This is a genomic window from Rhizobium sp. TRM96647, assembly GCF_025780115.1.
Lineage (GTDB): Bacteria > Pseudomonadota > Alphaproteobacteria > Rhizobiales > Rhizobiaceae > Mycoplana.
In genome coordinates this window covers 34790-57016 of sequence record NZ_JAOXHF010000003.1, presented here as the reverse complement: position 1 = coordinate 57016, position 22227 = coordinate 34790, and the positions used below count along the sequence as shown (strand labels likewise).

Below are 22227 nucleotides of genomic sequence, written 5' to 3'. Positions count from 1 at the left end.
CGTCAGATCCTCTCCCCCATGGGCAGCAGCATCAGCCCCATGGCGACCACGCCGAGGCCGACGCCGGCAAGCTGGGTGCCGGACAGCCGCTCGCCGAAGACGGCAAAGGCGATGACGTTGACGAACAGCAGTTGCGCGATGGCCGAGGCCGAAATCGCAAGCCCCAGCCCGCCCTCGCGCATCAGCCGCACCATCATCAGGTTGCCGACGCAATAGAGGAAGAGCGAAAAGAGCAGCAGGGCGAGGTTGTTGCTCGACACATAAGCCCGCGACGCCGTCGCCGCGGAGAGGAACACGGCCATGGAGCCGGCGAGCCAGAGGAGGAAGGGGAGGTTCATGGGTGGGGCTCCCGCGCGAAATGGGTGCTGATCGCGCGCTCGATCGTCAGGAAAACATGGTCTGGCCCGTCGAGGATCTGCAGGTTGTCGAACCGAAGGACAGTGAAGCCCTGGCTGTCGAGGAAGGCATCGCGACGCAGATCGTGGCGCCGGCCGGTTTCGGTTTCATGGCTGTCGCCATCGACCTCGACCACGATACGAGCGGACAGCCAGGCAAAATCCGCGATGTAGGGACCGATGGGCGTCTCGCGGCGGAACCGGGCGCCGCGCGGACGAAAGTCGCGCAGCATGTTCCACATCGCCGCTTCGGCCTTGGTCATATCGCTACGCAGACGCTTGGCTCGGTTGCGGGTTTTCGAGGCGATATTGGAATGGGGCATGGAAACCCTCGCAAATGTGCGTGCCTGCCGTGACCAAGACCCCTCCCGGTTCGCTTTGCTCACCACCCTCCCCACAAGGGGGAGGGAGACCACCGCGGCATCGCTGCCGCAAAACGGCCTGCGTCGGAGGGGGGGACACGTCGTATCCGGATACGTTGTCGAACGAGAAGGATTTTCCGCGAGCGGCGCGGCAAGTGCGACCAAGCCCCTCCCCCTTGTGGGGAGGGGTTGGGGAGGGGACTTCTCCCGGATGTGCGCCTCACACCTCATAACTATGCCCCGCGCGCAAACCCTCGCGGACGCGATGGGCGATTTCGAGGAATTCGGGGGATTCGCGGATGTCGAGCGGGCGCTCCCTCGGTAGGGTCGATTCGATGATGTCGGTGACGCGGCCGGGGCGGGGGCTCATGACGACGATCTTGGTGGACAGGTAGACGGCCTCGGGAATCGAATGGGTGACGAAACAGATCGTCTTGTTGGTCCGCGCCCAGAGCTTCAGGAGCTGTTCGTTCAGGTGGTCGCGGACGATCTCGTCCAATGCGCCGAAGGGTTCGTCCATCAGCAGCAGGTCGGCATCGAAGGCGAGCGCGCGGGCGATCGAGGCGCGCTGCTGCATGCCACCGGAAAGCTGCCAGGGATATTTCTTGCCGAAGCCCTCGAGATTGACCAGTTCGAGGGTGCGGGCGATCCGCTCCTTCTGCTCGGCGCCCGAATAGCCCATGATCTCCAGCGGCAGGGCGATGTTCTTTTCGATGGTGCGCCAGGGATAGAGGGCGGCGGCCTGGAAGACATAGCCGTAGGCGCGCTTGTGGCGCGCTTCCTCCGGCGTCATGCCGTTGACGGTGATTGTGCCCGAGGTCACCTTCTCCAGGTCGGCGATGACGCGCAGGAAAGTGGTCTTGCCGCAGCCGGAAGGGCCGATGAAGGAGACGAAATCGCCCTTGTCGACCGTCAGGTCGACATTCGAAAGGGCCACGACCGGCCCGTCGGCTGTTCCGAAGGTCAGGCCGAGATTTTGCGCGCAAACGACGGAGGCGCTGTCCATTTTCATGCCCTCGATGGCACTGGCGGAACCAGACTGCATGCCTGTCGGGCGCATTGCAATCGGCATTGTCTTCATGGTCAGATCGGACACGGGATTGCTCACACGGAAATGTTGGAGGAAGGGCAATGAATGGGGATGAAAAGGCCACCTGCCGCGTCATCCGGCCGGGCAGCGCCTATGACGGCAAGCAGGGTCTCTCCTATTTCGAGGGTATTGCCCGCGAGACAGTGGGCTCGACCGGCCTCTGCATGCACCTTCTGACGATACCGCCGGGCGCGCGGGCGAAAGCCCATCTGCACGAGAGCCACGAGACGGCGATCTACGTGCTTAGCGGCGAGGCGCATACCTGGTACGGCGATCGGCTGCAGGAGCATGTCGTCGTCAGGGCCGGCGAGATGTTCTACATCCCCGCCGGCGTGCCGCATTTGCCGGCCAACCTCTCCGACGCGCCCTGCTCGGCGGTGATCGCGAGGACCGATCCGCACGAGCAGGAGAGCGTTGTGCTCCTGCCGGAACTGGACGGGCTGGTGGCGTGAGGGGGGATGCCGGCTGACAGCGGGCGCGGCGACGCACCCCCCTCTTTCGCTTCGCGACATCTCCCCCTCAAGGGGGGAGATCGGTGCCACGCGGTGCCGATGCCAAGGTTCGGTCGGGGATCGGTGCGTCTTTTGGGTCGACAGGCGGCGGGGAGCATGTCCAGCGGATTGCACTTGAAGACGTGAATTCAGGTCGCAGGCATCCGCATCGAGGTGCCTGTGTCCGCCTGCGGCGCCTCCTGCCCGGTCTCCCCCCTTGAGGGGGAGATGTCCGGCAGGACAGAGGGGGGTGGCTGCCGAATGCGGCATCGCCATTACACCCCGCTTGCCGGAATGCCTGACCGCTCGACCTTGCGCGGGGCGGTAATCTCCTTCCAGGTGGACAGCGCCTTGCTGACGGCCGTCACCGGCTCGCGCCTGACGAACTGGCCGTGGCCTTCCTGCGTGCGGATCGTGTTCTCCTCGATCGCGACGACGCCGCGGGTGAGCGTGAAGCGCGGCAGGCCGGTCACCTCCTTGCCCTCGAAGACGTTGTAGTCGATCGCCGATTGCTGGGCCCCGGCAGAGATCGTCTTTTTCCGCTTCGGGTCCCAGACGACGATGTCGGCATCGGCGCCGACGAGGATCGCGCCCTTCCTCGGATAGACGTTGAGGATCTTGGCGATGTTGGTCGAGGTGACGGCGACGAATTCGTTCATCGTCAGGCGGCCGGTGTTGACGCCGTGGGTCCACAGCATCGGCATGCGGTCCTCCAGCCCCCCGGTTCCGTTCGGGATCTTGGTGAAGTCTCCGACGCCGAAGCGCTTCTGCTTGGTGGTGAAGGCGCAGTGGTCGGTGGCGACCACCTGCAGCGAACCGGAGGCCAGCCCCGCCCAGAGTGAGTCCTGATGCTGCTTGTTGCGGAAGGGTGGCGACATGACGCGGCGCGCGGCATGGTCCCAGTCCTTGTCGAAATACTCGCTCTCGTCCAGCGTCAGATGCTGGATCAGCGGTTCGCCGTAGACGCGCATGCCCTTCTGGCGGGCGCGGCGGATCGCCTCGTGTGCCTGCTCGCAGGAGGTGTGGACGATGTAGACCGGGCAGCCGGCCATGTCGGCGATCATGATCGCCCGGTTCGTCGCCTCGCCCTCGACTTCGGCGGGGCGCGAATAGGCGTGGGCCTCGGGGCCGTTGTTGCCTTCGGCCAAAAGCTTCGCCGACAGCGAGGCGACGACGTCGCCGTTCTCGGCATGGACCAGCGGCAGGGCGCCGAGCTCGGCGCAACGCTGGAACGAGGCGAACATCTCGTCGTCGTCCACCATCAGCGCACCCTTGTAGGCCATGAAGTGCTTGAAGGTGTTGATGCCCTTGTCCTGCACCACCGTCTTCATCTCGTCGAAGACCTGTTCGCTCCACCAGGTGATGGCCATGTGGAAGGAATAGTCGCAATTGGCCCGCGTCGACTTGTTCTCCCACATCGTCAGCGCTTCCAGCAGCGACTGTCCGGGCGAGGGCAGGGCGAAATCGACCACCATGGTGGTGCCGCCGGAAAGGGCCGCGCGCGTGCCGCTCTCGAAGTCGTCGGAGGAATAGGTGCCCATGAAGGGCATCTCGAGATGGGTGTGCGGGTCGATGCCGCCCGGCATGACATAGCAGCCGGCCGCGTCCAGCACCGTGTCGCCGGCAAGGTTCGGGCCGATCTCGACGATCCTGCCGCCCTCGATCCTGACGTCCGCCTTGTAGGTGAGGTCGGCGGTGACGACGGTGCCGCCCTTGATGACTGTGCTCATATCTCTCTACCTTCGCAACCATGAACCGGCGGCCTTGTGCCACCACGAAAAAGGGCGATGCTTTCGCGCCGCCCACCAATTCATTCGACGATTTTGGCCGTCTCTATCACCGCGTGGAACAGCACGTCCGCGCCGGCGCTGGCCCAGTCCTTGGAGATCTCCTCGGCCTCGTTGTGCGAAAGGCCGCCGACGCAGGGGCACATGATCATGGTGGCGGGCGCGACCTTGGCGGCCCAACAGGCGTCGTGGCCGGCGCCGGAGATGATGTTCATGTGGCTGTAGCCCAGGTCCTCGGCCGCCTTGCGCACAGCGGAGACAAGGGTCGGGTCGAAGGTGACGGGGTCGAAGTGGCCGACCGCCTCGACGGAACAGCCGACGCCGAGCGCCTCGCAGATCGTCGCCGCTTCCGCCTCGATCCTGGCCCGCATGCCGTCGAGTTTCTTCTGGTCCGGCGAACGGATGTCGACGGTGAAGATCACCGTTCCGGGCAGAACGTTGCGGGAATTGGGGGAGAACTTCACCTGGCCGACGCCGCCGACGCAGCCCGGCTGGTTCTCGATCGCCACCGCCTGCACCATCTCGATGATGCGCGACATGGCAAGCCCGGCGTTGACGCGCATGTTCATCGGCGTCGAGCCGGTGTGCGCCTCGCGGCCGGTCAGCGTGAATTCGAGCCACCACAGGCCCTGGCAGTGCGTAACGACGCCGATCTGCTTCTCCTCCGCCTCGAGGATCGGCCCCTGCTCGATATGATATTCGAAATAGGCGTGCATCTTGCGCGCGCCGACCTCCTCGTCGCCGACCCAGCCGATGCGCTTGAGTTCGTCGCCGAAGGCCTTGCCGTCCGGGTCCTTGCGGGAATAGGCGTAGTCGAGATCGATGGCGCCGGCGAAGACGCCGGAGGCGAGCATGGCAGGCGCAAAGCGCGCGCCTTCCTCGTTGGTCCAGTTGGTGACGACAACCGGGTGCTTCGTCCTGATGCCGAGGTCGTTCATCGAGCGGATGACTTCGAGCCCGGAGAGGACGCCGAGCACGCCGTCATACTTGCCGCCGGTCGGCTGGGTGTCGAGGTGCGAACCGATGTAGACGGGAAGGAGCTCGGGTTCGGTGCCGGGGCGGGTGGCGAACATCGTGCCCATCCTGTCGACGGAGACGCTCATGCCGGCCGCCTCGCACCAGCGCCTGAACAGGCTGCGGCCTTCGGCGTCGGCATCGGTCAGCGTCTGGCGGTTGTTGCCGCCGGCAACGCCCGGGCCGATCCTGGCCATGTCCATGAGGCTGTCCCACAGGCGGTCGGCATTGACGCGCATGTTCTCGCCGGGTGCGGCCATTTCGCTAGCTCCCTCTTTTTCGGCTCCTCGTGAAAGCCGTTATCTGTTCCCGCCGGTCACCGGGCGCGTTTGTCGTTTTTCTGCGCCTACCGAACAGCAGTTGCCTTTGTTCTGCAACTGGCTGATAATTTGACCGGTTGGTAAACATTACAGCTTCCGGTGCGGCACTCAAGTCGAAAAAGCGAAAAGCCACGGGCCTCGCCCACAGGAATGGCAGAGAGTTAAACTGGTGATTTTGACGGCACTTTCCCGTCCGTGCGAAGGCTAGGAAGCAGATGGTTCTACCGAGGGCAGCCAGGACCCAACGGCGCACGCGCATCCAGGAGGAGAAGGAGGAGCGGATTCTCGAAGCGGCGCTCGAGGTGTTTTCGCTGCACGGTTTCCGCGGCGCCACGGTCGACCAGATCGCCGAGGTGGCCGGCATGTCGAAACCGAACCTCCTGTACTATTTCCGCACCAAGGAGGCGATGCACCGGGCGCTGATCACGCGGGTGCTCGATACGTGGCTGGATCCCCTGCGCGAATTCGATGCGGCGGGAAATCCGGTTTCCGAGATCCGCAGCTACATTCGCCGCAAGCTGGAGATGGCGCGCGACTTCCCGCGCGAAAGCCGTCTGTTCGCCAACGAAATGCTGCAGGGGGCGACCAATATCGAGGACGAACTGAAAGGGCCGCTGAAATCGCTGGTGGACGAAAAGGCGGCGGTGATCCGCGCCTGGGCGAAGGCGGGCAAGATCGCCAGGTGCGACCCCTACCACCTGATCTTCTCCATCTGGTCGACGACGCAGCATTATGCGGATTTCGACGTGCAGGTGCGGGCGGTGCTCGGACAGGAAAAGGCGGGCGACGGGCGCTTCGAGGACGCGGCGCGCTTCCTGGAGCAGCTTTTTATCAATGGCCTGGAAGTGCGCGACGCGGCCCCGTGAAGGCCCCTTGGACGACCCCTTGAGGGCGTTGTGTCAGGCGGCCGTCTCGACGCGGTTCCGGCCGCCGGCCTTAGCCTGGTAGAGGGCCGCGTCGGCCGTTGCCAGCAGGGCATCCAGCGAGGGGCGGGCGATGGTGGCCTGGAGCGCAAGGCCGATGCTGACCGTGATCGTCAGGCGGGATCCGTCGCCGATATCGACCGGGCGTTCTTCCACGGCGCGGCGAATGCGTCCGGCCAGGGCCTGCGCCTCGGCCTGCGTTGCCTGCGGAAGAAAGACCGCAAATTCCTCGCCGCCGAGGCGCCCGAACAGGTCGCCCGGCCGAAGGGCCGCACGCACGGCGGCTGCGAAGGCGACGAGGGCGACGTCGCCGGCGGCGTGGCCATGGCGATCGTTGACCGATTTGAAGCGGTCGATATCGAGCATCAGCACGGCGGCGGTGCCGTCCGACGAGAGATGGCGTTCGCTGCGCTCCAGGAAGGTGGCGCGGGTCAGCGCGCCGGTCATCTCGTCGTGCTCGACCATGTCCTTCAGCCGCTTCAGCAACTGGTTCCGGTTCGCGTTGATGCTGGCGACCGCGAGCGGCGCAAGGGCGATGAGGGCCAGCGCCAGCCGGATGGACTTGCCCCAGGCCACGAGGTCGGTGTCGGCGGGCAGGTCGGCGAACGCGCCGGTGATGATGACCATGCCCCAGATGGTGAAGCAGAGCGTCAGGCTTGCGGTGGCGAACAGGGAATAGCTCACCGCGCACCACAGAAGGGCGGGCACGGGGAAGGCGAAGGAGCCGGGGCCGCCGATCAGGCTGCCCAGAAGGATGGAGGCCGCAAGTGCGATGGCCGGGGTCGCCCGTCGCAGGCCCTGCGCGGAGAGATCGATCCGCCTCGGCAGGCGGATATCGGCAAGCCGCGGCGCCGCCAGCATCACCGGCAGCATCACCGCGGTGTTCGCCAGTTCGGTGCTGAACCAGAGTTCGAGGCTGGTCGCGAAGTCGCGGCCGAAATAGGCGGTCGAGACCCCGGCGCCGACGAAGGCGCTCATGGCCGCGGCGCAGCAGCAGACGGCAAAGAGGACCACGATCGACTGCGGCCAGCGCATGCGCCGGTGGTCCTCGGCCAGCGCGCGGAACAGGACGTATCCGGTCAGGGCCTCGGTCAGGTTGGCCGCGGTGAGCCAGAGGGTCATGCGCAGCGTGCCGCCGGTCACGAGGTCGGCTGCGACATAGCCGGCGAAGGCAGCGATCCAGCCGCCGAAGGAGGCCAAGCGGGGTTCCCGGATCATCAGGCCGAGCAGGACGGCGTTGGCCGGCCAGAAGGCCGCCAGGAACCCGACCGGGCGGGTCATGATGCCGAAGAGCGCTGCGCAGAAGATCACCGAGGCGACCAGGAGCATGTCGGCCGGCAGGCGCATGGCCTGCGCCCCCCGGCAGCGTACCTGCTTCGTGCCGGACTTGATCGGCCATCTTCGCCCCTCGCTCGCCCTGACCGCCGAAGACGGCCTTCCCGGATGCCCCGCTGCAACGAGCCGTTGCCGAACGCGCGCCGTTGCGCGCTCGGGATCGGGGCGCCGCCTCGAAAGCATGGAGACGGTGGTCCAGGCAAGCATAATTGTTGGTCGCGGCTAGAAATACGGGGATGCGGGCAGGGGCGTGTGTCACAGATGCGAGCATCGCTCGCAATTCAGGGGCTTTGGGTCTGCGAAGAGGCCACCGGCAGCGCCGGCGGCCTCACGTCGGTTATTCGGCGGCCTGGCGCGCCATCGGGTTGTTCGGATGTGTGGTCCAGTTGGCGTAGTCGGGGTCGACCGGCTTGCCGGTGCGGCGGTCCGTGGCGCCGGCGGGCAGCGCATCCATGGTGATGCAGTTCTCGACCGGGCAGACGTTGACGCAGAGGTTGCAGCCGACGCATTCCTCTTCCAGAACCTCGAAATGGCGCACCCCGTCGACGAACGCGGTGATCGCCTGGTGCGAGGTGTCCTCGCAGGCGATGTGACAGCGGCCGCACTTGATGCAGACGTCCTGGTCGATATGCGCCTTGGCGATGTAGTTCAGGTTCAGGTACTGCCAGTCCGTCGTGTTCGGCACGGCGCGGGCGATGATGTCGTCCAGCGAGCGGTGGCCCTTCTCGTCCATCCAGTCGGACAGGCCGGTGATCATCTCCTGCACGATCTTGAAGCCATAGGTCATCGCCGCCGTGCAGACCTGCACGTTGCCGGCGCCGAGCGCCAGGAACTCGGCCGCGTCGCGCCAGGTGGTGATGCCGCCGATGCCGGATATGGGCAGCCCGTAGGTCTCCGGATCGCGGGCGATCTCGGCCACCATGTTGAGCGCGATCGGCTTGACCGCGGGGCCGCAATAGCCGCCATGCGAGCCCTTGCCGCCGACAGTCGGGTTGGGGGCGAAGCTGTCGAGATCGACGGAGACGATCGAATTGATCGTGTTGATCAGCGAGACCGCGTCGGTGCCGCCGGCCTTGGCGGCCCGTGCCGGCTTGCGGATGTCGGTGATGTTCGGCGTCAGCTTGGTGATGACAGGCATGCGGGTGTACTGCTTGCACCAGCGCACCACCATCTCGATATATTCCGGCACCTGGCCGACCGCCGATCCCATGCCGCGCTCGGACATGCCGTGCGGACAGCCGAAGTTGAGCTCGATGCCGTCGGCGCCCGTCTCCTCGACGAGCGGCAGGATGGATTTCCAGGCGTTCTCCTCGCAAGGCACCATGATCGAGGCGACCAGCGCCCGGTCCGGCCAGTTCATCTTCACCTGCTTCATCTCCTGCAGGTTGACCTGCAGCGGACGGTCGGTGATCAGCTCGATATTGTTCAGCCCGAGCAGCCGCCGGTCTGCGCCCCAGATGGCGCCGTAGCGCGGACCGTTGACGTTGACGATGGGCGGGCCTTCCTCGCCGAGCGTCTTCCAGACTACGCCGCCCCAGCCCGCCTTGAAGGCGCGCTCGACGTTGTAGGCCTTGTCCGTCGGCGGCGCGGATGCCAGCCAGAAGGGGTTCGGGGACTTGATGCCGACGAAGGAGTTGCGGAGATCAGCCATGTCTATTTCTCCCTTCAGGCGACGGCAACGGCGGGATCGGCCGCAGCGGCCAGCGCCCGGTTGATGGAATCGGCGGCGTCGCGGCCTTGCGCGACCGAGGTGACCGTCAGGTCCTCGCCGGACCTGATGCAGTCGCCGCCGGCCCAGACCCGGGCCATCGAGGTCTTGCCTTCCGCGTCGACGGCGATGCGACCGCCGTCCAGCCGCAGGTTGGGCACGCTCGCCGGATCGAAGGTCTGGCCGATCGCCTTGAAGATCTGGTCGGCGGCGAGGATGCCGGTCTCTCCGGTTCCCGACAGCTTGCCGTCCTGCATTCCGGTGTATTCGACCTCGATGCCGGCCACGCGGCCGTCCTTGCCGATGACGCGCTTCGGCTGCAGCCAGTGGCGGATCATCACGCCCTTGGAGGTCGCGAGCTCCTGCTCGAATTCCGAGGCGTTCATGTCCTCCTTGCCGCGGCGATAGCAGATCGTGACCTCCTCGGCGCCGAGAAGCTTGGCCTGCACGGCGGCGTCGATCGCCGTCATGCCGCCGCCGATGACGACGACGCGCCGGCCGATCGCGATGTCGGCCTTGTTGTCCACCTGGCGCAGGGCGGCGATGAAATCGACCGCGTCCTCGACGCCGGAAAGCTGCTCGCCTTCGACCCGCAGCGCGTTGACGCCGGCAAGGCCGATGCCGAGGAAGACCGCGTCGAAGTTCTCCGCCAGTTCGCCGAGCGTGAAGTCGCGGCCGAGCTTCTGGCCGTTGCGGATCTCGATGCCGCCGATCGACAGCAGGTAATCCACCTCGCGCTGGGCGAAGTCGTCCGTCGTCTTGTAGGTGGCGATGCCGTATTCGTTGAGGCCGCCCGGCTTGACCCGCGCGTCGAAGACGATGACGTCGTGGCCGCTCATGGCGAGGCGGTGGGCGCAGGCAAGGCCGGCGGGGCCGGCGCCGACCACGGCGATACGGCGGTGGGTCCGCTCCGGCCGCGTGTAGAACTGGATGCCGCGCTCCATCGCGGTGTCGGTCGCGTGGCGCTGCAGCAGGCCGATTTCGACCGGGCGGTCTTCGGCGGTGTTGCGTACGCAGGCCTGCTCGCACAGCGTTTCGGTGGGACAGACGCGCGCACACATGCCGCCGAGGATGTTCTGGTCGAAGATCGTCTTGGCCGCGCCGACGGCATTGCCGGTCGAGATCTGGCGGATGAACATCGGGATGTCGATCGCGGTCGGACAGGCCGTCATGCAGGGCGCGTCGTAGCAGAAGTAGCAGCGGTCAGAAGCGACAAGAGCCTGGTGCCGGTCCAGCGGCGGATGCAGGTCGGTGAAATTCTTCTCGTAGTCGGCCGGCGAAAGCCTGCCCTCCCGGATTCCGGAGATACTCGTTCCCATTATTGTCTCCCATTGTGTGGGCTTTTGACTGGAGAAACGGTAACACGGTTTATTTTTTTATCAAACGGTAAAAGTTCGGTCGGAAATGCCGGATTTCCAGGGTCTGGAAGGGTTTAAAACTTGAGCGTCACGGTTGTGTTTTTGCCTGCCGAAACGGGTGGTTTTCCGTTTCCTCCGGCCGCCCGCAGGACGGGTTTGACAGGACGGGGGAAATGATGGCAGCAAATCCCGAGAGCAGGTTAGAGGTCTGAAAGCGATGGCAAGGCGATCCGAAACGGGGGGCAGGCTGGACGACGCGGCGCGGGCCGGGTGGCTCTACTATGTCGCCGGTCGCACCCAGGACGAGATCGCCTCGGCCATGGGCATTTCGCGCCAGTCGGCCCAGCGGCTCGTCTCGCTCGCAGTCGCCGAGCGGCTGATCAAGGTCCGGCTCGATCATCCGATCGCCGAATGCCTCGAACTGGCGCAGCGTCTCAAGGAGCGATTCGCTCTCGTCCACGTGGACGTGGTGCCGACCGATCCAACCTCGACCTCCACCACGGTCGGCATTGCCGAAGCCGGGGCGGCGGAGATCGAACGCTGGCTCAAGCGGGCGGAGCCGATCGTGCTTGCGGTGGGCACGGGGCGCACGCTCAAGGCGGCGATCGACCAGTTGCCGGCGATGGAATGCCCGCAGCACCGCATCATGTCGCTGACGGGCAATATCGGCCCGGACGGTTCGGCCGCCTACTACAACGTCATCTTCAGCATGGCGGACGCGGTCAAGGCGCGGCATTTTCCGATGCCGCTGCCGGTGCTCGTCTCCTCGGCCAAGGAGCGCGATCTCCTGCACGAGCAGAGCCTGGTGCAGTCCACCCTGAAACTGGCGCAGGAGGCCGACGTCGCCTTCGTCGGCGTCGGCGAGCTCGGCCCGGACGCGCCGCTGTGCGTCGACGGCTTCCTCGACCGGGAGGAAATGGCGCAACTGATGGCGGAGGGCGCTGCGGGCGAGATCTGCGGCTGGATGTTCGACCGTGAGGGGAAGCTTTTGTCCGGCAGCATCAACGAGCGCGTCGCTTCCGTTCCGCTTCCCTCCCGCGACAATGCCGCGGTCATCGGGCTCGCCAAGGGCAGCCGCAAGCATCTGGCGATCCTCTCGGCGCTGAAGGGGCGGATGATCAACGGGCTCATCACCGACGAGGCGACGGCGAAATATCTGCTGCAGGCGTAAGCTGCGGGAGGAAAATGCCCGACCGCCGCCTTGTCCTCACCCTCCGTCGCCATAGTTGATAGGGCGCAAACCCATCGAGGCGCAACCACGACGGACCGGCGCGGACGCTGCCGGCAAGGGAGAACCAGATGAAAATCCAGAAGAACGGATCGGCCCACTGGAGCGGCGGGCTCAAGGACGGAAGAGGCCAGATTTCCACGCAGAGCGGCGCGTTGAAGGACTATCCCTACGGCTTTGCCGCGCGGTTCGAGGGCGTTCCCGGCAGCAATCCGGAGGAACTGATCGGTGCGGCGCATGCCGCCTGCTTCACCATGGCGCTGTCGCTGATCCTCGGCGAGGCCGGGCTGACCGCCGACAGCCTCGATACCCGGGCCGACGTCACGCTGGAGAAGGTCGCAGACGGCTTCGCCATCACCGCGATCGACCTGAAGCTGCGCGGGGTGGTGCCGGGCGCCGACGAAGCGACCTTTACCGAACTCGCCAACAAGGCGAAGGCCGGTTGCCCGGTCTCGAAGGCGCTGGCGGCGGTTCCGATCAGCCTCGCCGTCTCGCTCGGATAGGCTTGCGGGTAGGGCGTCTGGCAGACGCCGTCACTTCGCCCGCTTGAAGGTCCATTTGACGACGTATTCGCCGTCGCCCTTCATCCTGGTCTTCGTCTTGAGCCTGACGGGGCCGCCCAGCGCGGCCTCTGCGGCCTCGAAGGCCTGCCGGGCCTCGGCGATCGCCTTGTGGTAGGCGCTGTTGTCGCGCCGCGGGCTCTCGGCGACCGCCTTGATCAGGGCGCGCATCTCCGGTGTGTCCCGATCTGGTGTGTCCTTGCCCATGGCCGATCGCGCTCCGTCGCCGATGGCCGCGATCGTTGCCGCGGCTTGCCGTCGGGGTACACCAGCCGTCACGCGTGGATCAATCCGTTCGGCTGCATTCCGGCGGGCCGGGTGCCTTATTCCTGGGCGGCGTGCATATTTCCCCAGCGGTCTTTTCGACTGGAAACAGCGCTATATATCAATCGCATGACCACGACTTTCGGCGGGGCAGCGTAAAATGGCCGTTGACATTTTGGGCAATAAGTTGAGTAATTGCCCACGAGCGAAGCAAATGCTCATAACCCTTCTGGGAGGAAGTCATGAATTTGAAGACATTTCTGCTGGGCGCCTGCTCGGCTGTAGCCCTGTGCGGATTTGCGAATGCGGAGACCCTGACGATCGCCACCGTCAACAACGGCGACATGATCCGCATGCAGGGGCTGACGTCGGAGTTCACCAAGGCCAACCCCGACATCCAGGTCGAGTGGGTCACGCTGGAAGAGAACGTCCTGCGTGAACGCGTCACCACCGATATCGCCGCCAGCGGCGGCCAGTATGACATCGTCACGATCGGCAACTACGAGGTTCCGATCTGGGCCAAGCAGCAGTGGCTGCTGCCGCTCGATGGTCTCGGTGAAGCCTATGACATCGACGATCTGCTGCCGGCGATCCGCGGCGGCCTTTCGGTCGATGGCAAGCTCTATGCCGCGCCGTTCTACGGTGAATCGGCGATGATCATGTACCGCAAGGACCTGTTCGAGAAGGCCGGCCTTACGATGCCGGACAGCCCGACCTGGGAATTCATCGGCGAAGCCGCGCGCAAGATCACCGACCGCAACGCCGACATCTCCGGCATCTGCCTGCGCGGCAAGGCCGGCTGGGGCGAGAACATGGCCTTCGTCTCGGCGCTGACCAACTCGTTCGGCGGCCGCTGGTTCGACGAGAACTGGGCACCGCAGTTCGACCAGCCGGAATGGAAGGAATCGCTGCAGTTCTACGCCGACCTGATGAAGGATGCCGGTCCGTCCGGTGCCTCTTCCAACGGCTTCAACGAGAACCTGACGCTGTTCCAGCAGGGCAAGTGCGGCATGTGGATCGACGCCACGGTGGCTGCCTCCTTCGTCTCCAACCCGAAGGACTCGACAGTCGCCGACAAGGTCGGCTTTGCACTCTTCCCGAGCAAGGAAGGCGTCGCCAACCACGGCAACTGGCTGTGGTCGTGGAACCTCGCCATCCCGGCAAGCTCGCAGAAGGCCGAGGCCGCACAGAAGTTCATCGCCTGGGCGACCAGCAAGGAATACACCGACCTCGTCGCTTCCAAGGAAGGCTGGGCCAACGTTCCTCCGGGCACGCGCACCTCGCTCTACAACAACGAGGAATACAAGAAGGCTGCCGCCTTCGCAGTACCCACCCTTGCTGCGATGGATGCCGCCGACATCACCAAGCCGACCATCAAGCCGGTGCCCTATACGGGTGGCCAGTTCGTCGCGATCCCGGAATTCCAGGCTCTCGGCACCACGGTTGGCCAGCTGTTCTCGGCTGTCATCGCCGGCCAGTCCTCGGTCGACGACGCGCTCACGGCAGCACAAGCCACCGCAACGCGCGACATGACGCGTGCCGGCTACATCAAGTAGGGTTCCTCCCGAGAGCACGGGCTGTCCGGTCTTGTGACCGGGCGGCCCGCCCGACGGGCGAAGCGGCCCATCCGGCCTGCCGTTGCCCGACGGGCGTCCGACAACAAGAAACGCGAACTGCCACGCAGTCGTCCCCGCCTCGAAGCGGTGCGCCGGCCATGCTGGCTCCAGGGAGGGTCGTTCGAGATGGCAACGCAGAACACCAAGACGTTGGCGCGCCTGATGATGGCGCCTGCCGTCATCGTTCTCCTGGTGTGGATGGTCGTGCCGCTGGCGATGACGCTGTGGTACTCTTTCCAGAACTACAACCTTTTGACGCCGCAGAACGTCAGCTTCGCAGGCTTCTTCAACTACATCTATTTCTATACCGATCCGGCCTTCTTCCAGTCGATCTGGAACACGCTCGTGCTCGTGCTCGGCGTGCTGCTGATCACCGTGGTCGGCGGGATCGCGATCGCGCTCCTGATCGACCAGCCGATCTTCGGCCAAGGGATCGTGCGCATCCTCGTCATCTCGCCTTTCTTCGTCATGCCGCCGGTGGCGGCGCTCATCTGGAAGAACATGATCATGCACCCGGGCTACGGGGTGCTGGCGGATCTGGCGCGCTTCTTCGGCTTCCAGCCGATCGACTGGTTTGCGCAGTTCCCGCTGTTTTCGATCATCATCATCGTCGCCTGGCAATGGCTGCCGTTCGCCACGCTGATCCTGCTGACCGCGCTGCAGTCGCTGGACAGCGAGCAGAAGGAAGCGGCCGAGATGGACGGGGCGAATGCGTTCAACCGCTTCATCTACCTGACGCTGCCGCATCTTTCGCGCGCGATCACCGTCGTCATCCTGATCCAGACGATCTTCCTGCTCGGCATCTATGCGGAGATCCTGGTCACCACCAATGGCGGACCGGGCTACGCGTCGACCAACCTCACCTTCCTGATCTACCGCACCGCGCGTCTCGGCTATGACGTCGGCGGGGGCGCGGCCGGCGGCATCATCGCGGTCGTTCTCGCCAATTTCGTCGCCATCTTCCTGATGCGCGCCGTCGGCAGAAACCTGGACCGATAGGAGAAGATCATGGCCCGTACCGTTTCCAGAGGAAGCAAGATCGGCTGGACCATCGCCGCCTGGCTCGTGGCGCTGCTGATCTTCTTCCCGATCCTCTATGCCTTCATCACCAGCCTGAAGACGGAGCCGGAGGCGATCGCCGGCTTCAGCCTGATCCCGTCCGGCACCTTCGAGAACTACGTCACGGTGCAGACGCAGCGTGACTATTTCAAGCCGTTCATGAACTCGGTGGTGCTGTCGATCGGCTCGACCATCCTGGCATTGTTGTTCGCCATCCCTGCGGCCTGGTCGATGGCGTTCTCGCCGACCAAGCGGACGAAGGACATCCTCATGTGGATGCTGTCGACCAAGATGATGCCGGCGGTGGCGGTGCTGATCCCGATCTTCATCCTGTTCCGCAATTTCGGCCTGCTCGATACCCGTATCGGCCTGACCGTGATGCTGACGCTGATCAACCTGCCGATCGTCGTGTGGATGCTCTACACCTATTTCCGCGAAATCCCCGGCGAGATCCTCGAGGCGGCCCGGATGGACGGCGCCTCGCTGTGGAAGGAAATCGTCTACGTGCTGACGCCGATGGCGGTGCCGGGCATTGCCTCGACGCTGCTGCTCAACATCATCCTCGCCTGGAACGAGGCGTTCTGGACGATCCAGCTGACGACCACCAGCGCGGCGCCGCTGACGGCCTTCATCGCCTCCTTCTCCTCGCCGCAGGGACTGTTCTGGGCGAAGCTTTCGGCGGCCTCCACCATGGCGATCGCGCCGATCCTCATCCTCGGCTGGTTCAGCCAGAAGCAACTCGTTCGCGGCCTCACCTTCGGCGCGGTTAAGTAAGGGCACGATCCATGGGCAGCATTACCCTCAGCAAAGTGTCGAAGACCTTCGGCGAAGCCAAGGTCATCCCCTCCATCGACCTGGAGATCAACGACGGCGAGTTCGTCGTCTTCGTCGGCCCGTCGGGCTGCGGCAAGTCCACGCTGCTCCGCCTGATCGCGGGGCTGGAGGACGTGTCGGGTGGCCAGATCCTGATCGACGGCAAGGACGTGACCGGCAACGCGCCGGCCGAGCGCGGGCTCGCCATGGTGTTCCAGTCCTATGCGCTCTATCCGCACATGAGCGTCCGGAACAACATCGCCTTCCCGCTGAAGATGGCCAAGCTCGACAAGGCGGCGATCGACCGGAAGGTCGAGGATGCGGCAAGGGTGCTGAACCTGACCGACTATCTCGAGCGCCGGCCGTCGCAGTTGTCCGGCGGCCAGCGCCAGCGCGTCGCCATCGGCCGGGCGATCGTGCGCGAACCTTCGGCCTTCCTGTTCGACGAGCCGCTCTCCAACCTCGACGCGGCGCTTCGTGGCACGATGCGGCTTGAGATCAGCGAACTGCACAACACGCTGAAGACGACGATGATCTACGTCACCCACGACCAGGTCGAGGCGATGACCATGGCCGACAAGATCGTCGTGCTCAACCGCGGCAACATCGAGCAGGTCGGCTCGCCGCTCGACCTCTACCGCTCGCCGCGCAATCTCTTCGTCGCGGGCTTCATCGGTTCGCCGCGGATGAACCTGATCAAGGGCGAGATCGCCAAGGGCCACGGTGCGCATACGATCGGCGTCCGGCCGGAGCATATCGACCTTTCGACCTCCGCCGGCGCCTGGCGCGGCACGGTGGGCGTCGCCGAACACCTCGGCTCCGATACCTTCCTGCATGTGACCGCCGACGGCATCGGCACGCTGACCGCGCGTGTCGGCGGCGACCTGCCCGTCCGGCATGGCGATCAGGTCTATCTCACCCCGCAGGAAGGCCGGATCCACCGCTTCGACGACAAGGGAATGGCGATCCGATGACGGGAACTTCGATGAAGAGACTGGAAGGAAAGAGCGCGCTGATCACCGGTTCGGCACGCGGGATCGGCCGCGCCTTCGCCGAGGCCTATGTGCGCGAGGGCGCGCGGGTGGCGATCGCCGACATCAATATCGAGCGGGCACGGCAGACCGCAAGCGAGATCGGCGCCGCTGCCTATGCCGTGCAGATGGACGTCACCAGCCAGCAGTCGATCGACGATGCTGTCGGCGCCTGCGTGAGCGAGGCCGGCGGCATCGACATCCTGGTCAACAACGCGGCGCTGTTCGACCTGGCGCCGATCGTCGAGATCAGCCGCGAGAGCTACGACCGGCTGTTCTCGATCAACGTCGCCGGCACGCTGTTCACCATGCAGGCGGTCGCCAAGCAGATGATCGCGCAGGGGCGCGGTGGTAAGATCATCAACATGGCGAGCCAGGCTGGCCGACGCGGCGAGGCGCTCGTCGCCGTCTACTGCGCCACCAAGGCGGCCGTCATCAGCCTGACCCAGTCGGCCGGGCTGAACCTGATCTCGCACGGCATCAACGTCAATGCGATCGCCCCCGGCGTCGTCGACGGCGAGCACTGGGACGGCGTCGACGCGCTCTTCGCCAAGTATGAGAACCGGCCGCGCGGCGAGAAGAAGAAGCTGGTCGGCGAGGCCGTGCCGTTCGGCCGGATGGGGACGGCGGCGGACCTGACCGGCATGGCGACCTTCCTCGCTTCGCCCGAGAGCGACTACGTCGTCGCGCAGACCTACAATGTGGACGGCGGCAACTGGATGAGCTGACAAGGCCGTGCCGCATTGCCGCGGTGGCCAACGTGATTGATGAGAGCCGGCGACCGCGGATGGCGGGCACCGGCGGAGACAGGCTTGCGCCCAGCGCCCCGGATGCGGGCCGGGCCCGCGCGTGACCGGAAGGAAACGACCATGACCACCAAACTCTCGCTGGACAATCTCGAAACGGTGAAGAACACCGCGGGCGTGCCCTCCTATCCGCGCTCGGCCCTGAAGGCGGGCATCGTCCACTTCGGTGTCGGCAACTTCCACCGTGCGCACCAGGCGGTCTATCTCGATGACCTGTTCAATGCCGGCCGCGATCATGACTGGGCCATCATCGGCGCCGGCGTGCTTCCCTCCGACGAGGCGATGCGGGCCAAGCTCGAAGGCCAGGACTTCCTGACGACGGTGGTCGAACAGGACAACAACCGCACCGGCGCGCATGTGACCGGGGCGATGATCGACTACCTCAAACCCGGCGACGTCGCAGCCGTCGTCGCCCAGCTCACCGATCCCGCCATCCGCATCGTCTCGCTGACGATCACCGAAGGCGGCTATTTCATCGATCCGGCCTCGGGGGTCTTCAACCCCGCCCATCCGGCGATCGCCGCCGACGGCGAGAAGCCGGACGATCCCAAGACCGTGTTCGGCCTCATCCTCGCTGGGCTGAAGGCGCGCCGGGACAAGGGCATTGCTCCCTTCACCATCATGTCCTGCGACAACATTCCCGGCAACGGCGAGGTCACCCACGCCGCCGTTTCCGGCCTCGCGCGGCTCTCCGATCTGGACTTCGCAGACTGGATCGACGCCAACGTGGCCTTTCCGAATGGAATGGTGGACCGGATCACGCCGGCGACCGGGCCGCGCGAGATCGGGATCGTCGCCGACGAATACGGCATCGACGACCAGTGGCCGGTATTCTGCGAGGAATTCAAGCAGTGGGTGCTGGAGGACAAGTTCCCGCAGGGACGGCCGGCGCTGGAGACGGTGGGCGTGCAGTTCGTGCCCGACGTCGCGCCCTACGAGCACATGAAGATCCGCATCCTCAACGGCGGCCATGCGGCGATCGCCTATCCGGCGGCCCTGCTCGACATCCACTTCGTCCACGAGGCGATGGAGGACGACGATATCCGCGCCTTCCTCGCCAAGCTCGAGAAGGAGGAGATCATCCCGGTGATCCCGCCGGTGCCGGATACCGATCTCGGCGATTACTTCAAGCTGATAGAGAAGCGCTTCTCCAACCCGAAGATCGGCGACACCATTCCGCGGCTCGCGCAGGACGGCTCCAACCGCCAGCCGAAATTCATCCTTCCCTCGACCGCCGACCGGCTGCAGCGCGGCGAGGACGTCGTCGGCCTGTCGCTGGTCTCGGCGCTATGGTGCCGCTATTTCGCCGGCACGTCGGACAGCGGCAAGGCGATCGTCTTCAACGACGCGAATGCCGAGCGGCTGCAGGCGGCGGCGTTGAAGGCCAAGGACGACCCGGCCGCCTTCCTTGCGCTGTCCGACATCTTCGGCGAGGTTGCGGCCTCGGAACTGTTCCGGCGGCGATTCGCCAGGGCGCTTTCGAGCCTGTGGGAGAAGGGGACGCGCCAGACGCTGCGGCTCTATCTCGACGACAAGCTCGCGGACTGAGGCCGCGCAAGCGCAACGGCACGCCGCATCCGCGGCCGGAACTGGGTATGTGAGGCGATGGCGGCAGGTCCGATCGAACTGGTGATCTTCGATTGCGACGGCGTTCTCGTCGACAGCGAACCGATCTCGCTCGCCGTTCTCGTCGAGGCACTCGACGTGGCCGGCGTCAGCATGGGTGCCGACGAGGCGGCGGAACGCTTCCTCGGCAAGAGCCTCAAGACCATGTCGGAGATCCTGCACGACGAATATGGCCTGGCGATCGACGACCACTTTCTCGAAGGCATGCGCAAGACGCTCTATGCCCGCTTCCGCGAGGAATTGCAGCCGATCGAGAACATCCGCCAGGTGGTCGAGGCGCTGCCGGTCTCGTGCTGCGTCGCCTCCTCCAGTCAGCCGGAGCGCATCCGCCTGTCTCTGTCGGTGACGGGGCTGATCGACTGCTTCGAGCCGAACATCTTTTCCGCCAGCATGGTGCGCAACGGAAAGCCGGCGCCGGACCTGTTCCTGCATGCAAGCGAGGTCATGGGCGTCTCGCCGGATGCCTGCGTCGTGATCGAGGACAGCCCCGCCGGGGTAATGGCGGCGCAGGCCGCCGGCATGCGGGTCTGCGCGTTTGCCGGAGGATCGCATGCGCGAACCGGCCGGCATCGTGCAGCCCTCTCCATCCTGAAGCCCGACGTGCTGTTTGACGACATGCGGGAATTGCTCCAGTTTGTCGGCAACGCACAGCCGACGGGAACATGATTTCATGCGCGATCTGATCGTTGCGGTCGACATCGGGACCGGAAGCGCCCGTGCCGGCGTCTTCGATCGGGCGGGCAGCCTGCTTGCGCGCGCCGAGCGGCCGATCGCGATGAACCGGCCGCGGGAAAACGTCGCCGAGCACGATTCGGAAGATATCTGGAGCGCGGTCTGCGGGGCGGTGCGGGCGGCCTGCGCGGCGGCGGGTGCTGCTGCCGGACGGGTGGCGGCCCTCGGTTTCGACGCGACCTGCTCGCTCGTCGTGCGTGACGGTGAGGGCGGCCAGCTCGCGGTCTCGGGCGGCAAGGACCCGCGCTGGGACACGATCGTCTGGCTCGATCACCGCGCGCTAAAAGAGGCCGATTTCTGCACGGAAACGCAGCATCCGGTGCTCGACCATTCCGGCAAAGTCATGTCGCCGGAAATGCAGATGCCGAAACTGATGTGGCTGAAGCGCCACCAGCCGGAACAGTGGGCCCGGGCCGGCTATTTCTTCGACCTCGCCGACTTCATGACCTGGAAGGCGACCGGCTCGACCGGGCGCTCGCGCTGCACCATCACCTCGAAATGGAACTACCTGGCGCATGAGCGGGAGGGCTGGCGGGAGGACTTCCTGGACCGGATCGGGCTGTCGGACCTGCGCAGGCGCGGGGCGCTTCTGGACGAGACGATCCCGGTCGGAGCTCCGATCGGACGCTTGAGCGAACGGGCCGCGACCGAACTCGGGCTCGACACGGAATGCATCGTCGGTGCCGGCATGATCGACGCCTATGCGGGCGCGCTCGGGGTGCTCGGCCAGTTTGCCGGCGAACCGCGTGCACTCGAGCGCCAGCTGGCGCTGATCGGCGGCACCTCCAGCTGCATCGTCGCCTTTTCGCGCGAGAAGAAATTCGGTTTCGGCATGTGGGGTCCCTACTACGAGGCCGTCCTGCCGGGGCACTGGCTGGTGGAGGGCGGCCAGTCGGTGACCGGCGGGTTGCTCGACCATATCGTCAGGCTCCACAGCGCCGGCGGCGATCCGGTGCCGACCACCCACCAGAGGATCGTCAGGCGCATCTACGAACTGCGGGCCATGGAGGGCGACGACTTCGCCGCACGGCTGCACGTCCTGCCGGACTTCCACGGCAACCGCTCGCCGCTCGCCGATCCGCACGGGCTCGGCGTCATCAGCGGCCTGTCGCTGGATGCGACCTTCGACAGCCTGTGCCGGCTCTACTGGAAGACCTGCGTCGCGGTCGTGCTCGGCATCCGTCGCGTCATCGACACGCTCGGCGAATGCGGTTACGCGCTGGAGACTCTGCACGTGACCGGCGGCCACCTCCACAATCCGCTGCTGATGGAACTCTACCGTGACGTGACCGGCTACCGGGTCGTGGTGCCGAAGGCGAGCGATTCGGTGCTGCTCGGAACGGCGATGGCGGCATCGGTCGCAGGCGGTCTCTATCCGGATATCGCCACAGCCGGCAAGGCCATGCATCCGGGCGGGGAGGAGCTCCCTTCCGATCCGGGCAGGCGCGCGCTCTACGATCGTGAATATCGCCGTTTCCTGGCGCTCTACCGCCACCGTGACGAGCTGGAAAAAATCCTCTGAGGTGCCGAAAAAAGTTTGAACGCGGCGGAACCTTTTTTCTGTGTCGGTGTTTCTACACTGTCACCGGCCAGCGCATTCCCCCAGTGCGAGGCCCTCGAAGCCGGTGAACACAGCCGCTCGCCGTGTCCCCTCCGGCCAGCGGGAATTCAGGCAGCCAGCGCCCCCCGCGCTGGCTGCTTTATTTTTG

The 22227-nt window shown here is 65.5% G+C and carries 21 protein-coding genes; 12 read left to right on the top strand and 9 right to left on the bottom strand.

The features are described from left to right. Nucleotides 1-2: 2 nt before the first annotated feature. The 3 genes from OCK02_RS06155 to OCK02_RS06145 form a co-directional block, all read right to left on the bottom strand. Nucleotides 3-338, bottom strand: coding sequence for a hypothetical protein (locus OCK02_RS06155; RefSeq protein ID WP_263812272.1), 336 nt, complete (start codon nt 336-338; stop codon nt 3-5). Further along, nucleotides 335-718: an endonuclease domain-containing protein gene (locus tag OCK02_RS06150; protein ID WP_263812271.1), complete on the bottom strand. Its 384-nt coding sequence runs from the start codon at nt 716-718 to the stop codon at nt 335-337. The genes OCK02_RS06155 and OCK02_RS06150 overlap by 4 nt, the downstream gene beginning before the upstream one ends. A 259-nt stretch (nt 719-977) precedes the next feature. After that, entirely contained in the window at nt 978-1769 is a 792-nt protein-coding gene (locus OCK02_RS06145) for an ABC transporter ATP-binding protein (protein ID WP_230807147.1), read from the bottom strand. Between the two features lie 119 nt (nt 1770-1888). Here OCK02_RS06145 and OCK02_RS06140 point away from each other — a divergent pair, with 119 nt between their 5' ends. Beyond that, the gene (locus OCK02_RS06140; protein ID WP_263812270.1) at nt 1889-2299 is read left to right on the top strand and encodes a cupin domain-containing protein; all 411 of its coding nucleotides are present in this window, start codon (nt 1889-1891) and stop codon (nt 2297-2299) included. Nucleotides 2300-2613: 314 nt separating this feature from the next. Here the strand turns inward: OCK02_RS06140 and hydA are convergent, their stop codons facing one another. Further along, nucleotides 2614-4068 (bottom strand): dihydropyrimidinase, encoded by a 1455-nt coding sequence (gene hydA / locus OCK02_RS06135; protein ID WP_263812269.1) that lies wholly within the window; start codon nt 4066-4068, stop codon nt 2614-2616. A gap of 80 nt (nt 4069-4148) precedes the next feature. Beyond that, nucleotides 4149-5399 carry a Zn-dependent hydrolase gene (locus OCK02_RS06130; RefSeq protein ID WP_263812268.1) on the bottom strand — a complete coding sequence of 417 codons (1251 nt, stop codon included), beginning with the start codon at nt 5397-5399 and terminating at the stop codon, nt 4149-4151. 275 nt (nt 5400-5674) lie between these two features. Between OCK02_RS06130 and OCK02_RS06125 the strand changes: the two genes are divergently transcribed. Continuing rightward, nucleotides 5675-6325, top strand: coding sequence for a TetR family transcriptional regulator C-terminal domain-containing protein (locus tag OCK02_RS06125; RefSeq protein WP_230807050.1), 651 nt, complete (start codon nt 5675-5677; stop codon nt 6323-6325). A 33-nt stretch (nt 6326-6358) separates the two neighbouring features. Here OCK02_RS06125 and OCK02_RS06120 read toward each other — a convergent pair whose 3' ends face one another. The 3 genes from OCK02_RS06120 to OCK02_RS06110 form a co-directional block, all read right to left on the bottom strand. After that, nucleotides 6359-7729: a GGDEF domain-containing protein gene (locus tag OCK02_RS06120; RefSeq protein WP_263812267.1), complete on the bottom strand. Its 1371-nt coding sequence runs from the start codon at nt 7727-7729 to the stop codon at nt 6359-6361. A gap of 325 nt (nt 7730-8054) precedes the next feature. Next, a complete protein-coding gene (gene preA, locus OCK02_RS06115) occupies nt 8055-9368 on the bottom strand; it encodes an NAD-dependent dihydropyrimidine dehydrogenase subunit PreA (protein WP_263812266.1) in 1314 nt (437 codons plus the stop codon). 14 nt (nt 9369-9382) lie between these two features. Continuing rightward, on the bottom strand, nt 9383-10744 hold the full coding sequence (locus tag OCK02_RS06110) for an NAD(P)-dependent oxidoreductase (protein WP_263812265.1): 1362 nt from the start codon (nt 10742-10744) through the stop codon (nt 9383-9385). Between the two features lie 256 nt (nt 10745-11000). Between OCK02_RS06110 and OCK02_RS06105 the strand changes: the two genes are divergently transcribed. Continuing rightward, entirely contained in the window at nt 11001-11954 is a 954-nt protein-coding gene (locus OCK02_RS06105; protein ID WP_230807054.1) for a sugar-binding transcriptional regulator, read from the top strand. A 128-nt stretch (nt 11955-12082) separates the two neighbouring features. Beyond that, complete coding sequence (locus tag OCK02_RS06100; protein WP_263812264.1) at nt 12083-12514, top strand: OsmC family protein; 432 nt, start codon at nt 12083-12085, stop codon at nt 12512-12514. 30 nt (nt 12515-12544) lie between these two features. Here the strand turns inward: OCK02_RS06100 and OCK02_RS06095 are convergent, their stop codons facing one another. After that, complete coding sequence (locus OCK02_RS06095; protein WP_263812263.1) at nt 12545-12778, bottom strand: hypothetical protein; 234 nt, start codon at nt 12776-12778, stop codon at nt 12545-12547. Between the two features lie 299 nt (nt 12779-13077). On the opposite strand from OCK02_RS06095, the gene OCK02_RS06090 reads away from it, so the two are divergent. The 8 genes from OCK02_RS06090 (at nt 13078) to OCK02_RS06055 (ending at nt 22040) form a co-directional block, all read left to right on the top strand. After that, nucleotides 13078-14391: an ABC transporter substrate-binding protein gene (locus OCK02_RS06090; protein ID WP_230807057.1), complete on the top strand. Its 1314-nt coding sequence runs from the start codon at nt 13078-13080 to the stop codon at nt 14389-14391. A 186-nt stretch (nt 14392-14577) separates the two neighbouring features. Next, complete coding sequence (locus OCK02_RS06085) at nt 14578-15450, top strand: carbohydrate ABC transporter permease (protein WP_263812262.1); 873 nt, start codon at nt 14578-14580, stop codon at nt 15448-15450. A gap of 9 nt (nt 15451-15459) precedes the next feature. After that, nucleotides 15460-16284, top strand: coding sequence for a carbohydrate ABC transporter permease (locus tag OCK02_RS06080; protein WP_263812261.1), 825 nt, complete (start codon nt 15460-15462; stop codon nt 16282-16284). Between the two features lie 11 nt (nt 16285-16295). Beyond that, nucleotides 16296-17297: an ABC transporter ATP-binding protein gene (locus OCK02_RS06075; protein ID WP_230807060.1), complete on the top strand. Its 1002-nt coding sequence runs from the start codon at nt 16296-16298 to the stop codon at nt 17295-17297. An 11-nt stretch (nt 17298-17308) separates the two neighbouring features. Next, nucleotides 17309-18082, top strand: a complete 774-nt coding sequence (locus OCK02_RS06070; protein ID WP_263812260.1) for an L-iditol 2-dehydrogenase — start codon at nt 17309-17311, stop codon at nt 18080-18082. A gap of 141 nt (nt 18083-18223) precedes the next feature. After that, complete coding sequence (locus tag OCK02_RS06065) at nt 18224-19708, top strand: mannitol dehydrogenase family protein (RefSeq protein ID WP_263812259.1); 1485 nt, start codon at nt 18224-18226, stop codon at nt 19706-19708. A gap of 57 nt (nt 19709-19765) precedes the next feature. Next, nucleotides 19766-20452 (top strand): HAD family hydrolase, encoded by a 687-nt coding sequence (locus tag OCK02_RS06060; RefSeq protein ID WP_263812258.1) that lies wholly within the window; start codon nt 19766-19768, stop codon nt 20450-20452. 4 nt (nt 20453-20456) lie between these two features. Next, nucleotides 20457-22040 carry an FGGY-family carbohydrate kinase gene (locus OCK02_RS06055; protein ID WP_263812257.1) on the top strand — a complete coding sequence of 528 codons (1584 nt, stop codon included), beginning with the start codon at nt 20457-20459 and terminating at the stop codon, nt 22038-22040. Nucleotides 22041-22227: the final 187 nt, after the last annotated feature.